The 3,400-nt window shown below is 72.1% G+C and carries 2 protein-coding genes; one reads left to right on the top strand and one right to left on the bottom strand.

Annotated elements, in window-relative coordinates; genetic code table 11:
• Positions 1–253: 253 nt before the first annotated feature.
• Positions 254–1,147, top strand: coding sequence for an NAD(P)-dependent oxidoreductase (locus tag CR470_RS36795; protein ID WP_097872035.1), 894 nt, complete (start codon positions 254–256; stop codon positions 1,145–1,147).
• 79 nt (positions 1,148–1,226) lie between these two features.
• On the opposite strand, the gene glgB is transcribed toward CR470_RS36795, so the two are convergent.
• Positions 1,227–3,400 (bottom strand): 1,4-alpha-glucan branching enzyme (glgB, locus tag CR470_RS36790; protein ID WP_257139050.1); only part of this gene is annotated, 2,174 nt, incomplete at its 5' end.

The raw sequence follows: 3,400 nt of genomic DNA, 5'->3' as shown, positions 1-3,400 counted from the left end.
CATCGTCTGGGCCGTGCGCCGGCGGCGGTCGGCGGCCCAGGCCGGCTGACCACGCCGGTCCGGCGCCCGGCCGGGGCGGAGGCTTCTCCAGGAGCCGGAGGCCGTCCTCGCCCCGGTCGGCCCCGGCGGCCTGGACCGTACCGGCCCCCGCACCGGCCCGAACCGCACTGACCTCGACGCTTTCCCGGAAGTGCGTATGTGACATTCAAGTGGGTTCTGTTCAGGTCCCGTTCAGCCGCCCAGCATGGTCCTCATGACGCATGCGAACACGACCACCGAACCCACCCCCGTCACCGTTCTCGGCCTCGGCGACATGGGCCGCGCCCTGGCCGGCGCCTTCCTGACCGCCGGTCACCCCACCACCGTCTGGAACCGTTCCCCCGGAAAGGGCGAGGACCTCGTGGGCCGGGGCGCGGTGCGGGCCGCGTCCGCCGAGGAGGCCGTGCGGGCGAGCGGACTCGTCGTGGTATGCCTCGTCGACTACGACGCCTCCGACGCGGTCCTCGAACCGCTGGCCGAAGCGCTTCAGGGGCGGGTTCTGGTCAACCTCACCTCGGACACCCCGGCCCGTTCGCGGCAGGCCGCCGCCTGGGCCGGGAAGCACGAGCTGGCCTACCTCGACGGGGCGATCATGGTGCCGGTCGACGTGGTCGGCTCGGCCGAGGCGCTGGTGTTCCACTCCGGCGACCGGGCCGCGTTCGAGGAGCACGAGGCCACCCTCAAGGCGCTCGGCCAGCCCGCCACCTTCCTCGGTGAGGACCACGGGCTCGCCGCCGCCTACGACATGGCGATGCTGGACTTCTTCTACGGAGCCATGGGCGGCCTCGTCCACGCGTTCGCGCTGGCCCGTGCGGAGGGCATCGACGGCGCGTCGCTCGCTCCGTACCTCAACACGATCGCGGGCATCCTGCCCCCCATCGCCGCGTACACGGCGACCGACGTCGACACGCGTACGTACGCGGCCGAGGGTGCGAACCTCGCCATGATGGGGGCCAGCGTCGACCACATTCTGCACACCGCGAAGGGCCGCGGCCTGGACGTCTCGCAGCTGGCCGCCCTCAAGGGCCTCACCGACCGGGCCATCGCCAAGGGCCACGGCCCCGACTCCTGGTCGAGCATCGTCGAGGTGATGGCCGCCGATCGCTGACCCGCCGCACATGGGGGAGGGGCCCGTACCGCGTCCACCACCGACGCGGTACGGGCCCCGGTCCCGCACGCCGGGCGGGCTACGCCGGGCGGAACCACACCGTCGCCAGCGGCGGCAGCGTCAGCGAGACGCTGCACGGGCGGCCGTGCGCGGGCACCGCCTCCGCCTTCAGCGGCTCCTCGTTGCGCACGTCGCCGCCGCCGTAACGCGCCGCGTCGGTGTTCAGGACCTCCACCCAGCCCTCCGCACCGGTCTCCGGCACCCCGAGGCGGTAGTCGTGCCGGACCGCCGGGGAGAAGTGGGAGACCGCGAGCAGCGGGGAGCCGTCCGCGTCGTACCGCAGGAACGCGAACACGTTGTCCTCGGCCGCGCCGCCGTCCACCCAGCTGAACCCCTCCGGCACCGTGTCGCGCTGCCACAGCGCGGGCACCGCCCCGTACACCGCGTTCAGGTCGCCGACCAGGGTCCGCACCCCGCGGTGGTCGCCGGACGCCTCGTACGAGGGGTCCAGCAGCCACCAGTCCGGGCCGTGACCCTCGGACCACTCCGCACCCTGAGCGAACTCCTGCCCCATGAACAGGAGTTGCTTGCCGGGGTGGGCCCACATGAAGCCCAGATAGGCGCGGTGGTTGGCGCGCTGCTGCCACCAGTCGCCGGGCATCTTCGCCACCAGCGCCTGCTTGCCGTGCACCACCTCGTCGTGCGAGATCGGCAGCACGTAGTTCTCGCTGTACGCGTACACCATCGAGAACGTCATCTCGTCGTGGTGGTACTTGCGGTGGATCGGCTCCTTCGCGATGTACTGGAGCGAGTCGTGCATCCAGCCCATGTTCCACTTCAGCCCGAATCCCAGGCCTCCGCCGTCGGTGGGCCGCGTGACGCCGTCCCAGGCGGTGGACTCCTCGGCGATGGTGACGACACCGGGGTTGCGGCGGTAGACCGTCGCGTTCATCTCCTGGAGGAAGGCGACCGCGTCCAGGTTCTCCCGGCCGCCGAACTCGTTGGGCGACCACTGGCCGTCCTCGCGGGAGTAGTCGAGGTAGAGCATCGAGGCCACCGCGTCGACCCGGAGCCCGTCGATGTGGAACTCCTCGCACCAGTACGTGGCGTTGGCGACCAGGAAGTTGCGGACCTCCGTGCGGCCGTAGTCGAACTCCAGCGTCCCCCAGTCCGGGTGCGCCGCGCGCCGCGGGTCGGCGTGCTCGTACAGCGGGCGTCCGTCGAACTCGGCGAGCGCCCAGTCGTCCCGCGGGAAGTGCGCCGGAACCCAGTCCATGATCACGCCGATGCCCGCCCGGTGCAGCGCGTCCACCAGGAAGCGGAAGTCGTCCGGGGTGCCCATCCGCGAGGTCGGCGCGTAGAACCCGGTGACCTGATAGCCCCAGGAGCCGCCGAAGGGATGCTCGGAGACCGGCATCAGCTCGACGTGCGTGAAGCCCAGGTCCTTGACGTAGGCGGGGAGCTGCTCGGCGAGCTGCCGGTACGTCAGCCCCGGTCGCCAGGACGCGAGATGGACCTCGTACACCGAGAACGGGGCCTCGTGGACCGGCCGGTCGCCCCGGTGCTCCATCCAGTCCGCGTCCTGCCACACATGGTGCGACGCGGTGACGATCGAGGCGGTGGCGGGCGGTACCTCGGTGCGCCGGGCCATCGGGTCGGCCCGCACCGTGTGCGAACCGTCCGGGCGGCAGATGTCGTACTTGTACAGCGCGCCCTCGCCGACCCCGGGCAGGAACAGCTCCCACACCCCGGTCGAGCCGAGCGAACGCATCGGGAAGCCGGTGCCGTCCCAGAAGTTGAAGTCACCCTTGATCCGCACGCCGCGCGCGTTCGGCGCCCAGAGGGTGAACCGGGTCCCGGTCACCCCCTGGTGCTCCATCGGCTCCGCGCCGAGCGCCCGCCACAGCTCCTCGTGGCGGCCCTCGCCGATCAGGTGCAGATCGAGTTCGCCGATCGCGGGCCAGAAGCGGTACGGGTCCTCCATCTCGATGGTGGTGTCGTCGTACGCCACTTCGAGCCGGTACGCGGGGGCCTCCGGCACCGGCAGCACACCGGAGAAGAAGCCGTCGCCGTCGTCGTGCAGCTCGGCCCGCAGTCCGGTCGCCAGCACCGTGACGGACCGCGCGAACGGACGCAGCGCCCGTACCAGCACCCCGCCGGGGATGGGGTGCGCGCCGAGCACGTCGTGCGGCGCGTGGTGGTCGCCGGCGAGCAGCCGGCCGCGGTCCGCGCCGTCCAGGGCCGGTGCGGGGC

This window comes from Streptomyces sp. rh34, assembly GCF_002551245.1.
Taxonomy (GTDB): domain Bacteria; phylum Actinomycetota; class Actinomycetes; order Streptomycetales; family Streptomycetaceae; genus Streptomyces.
Note: the sequence above shows the minus strand (reverse complement) of the source record. Positions and strands in the feature narration are given on the sequence as shown.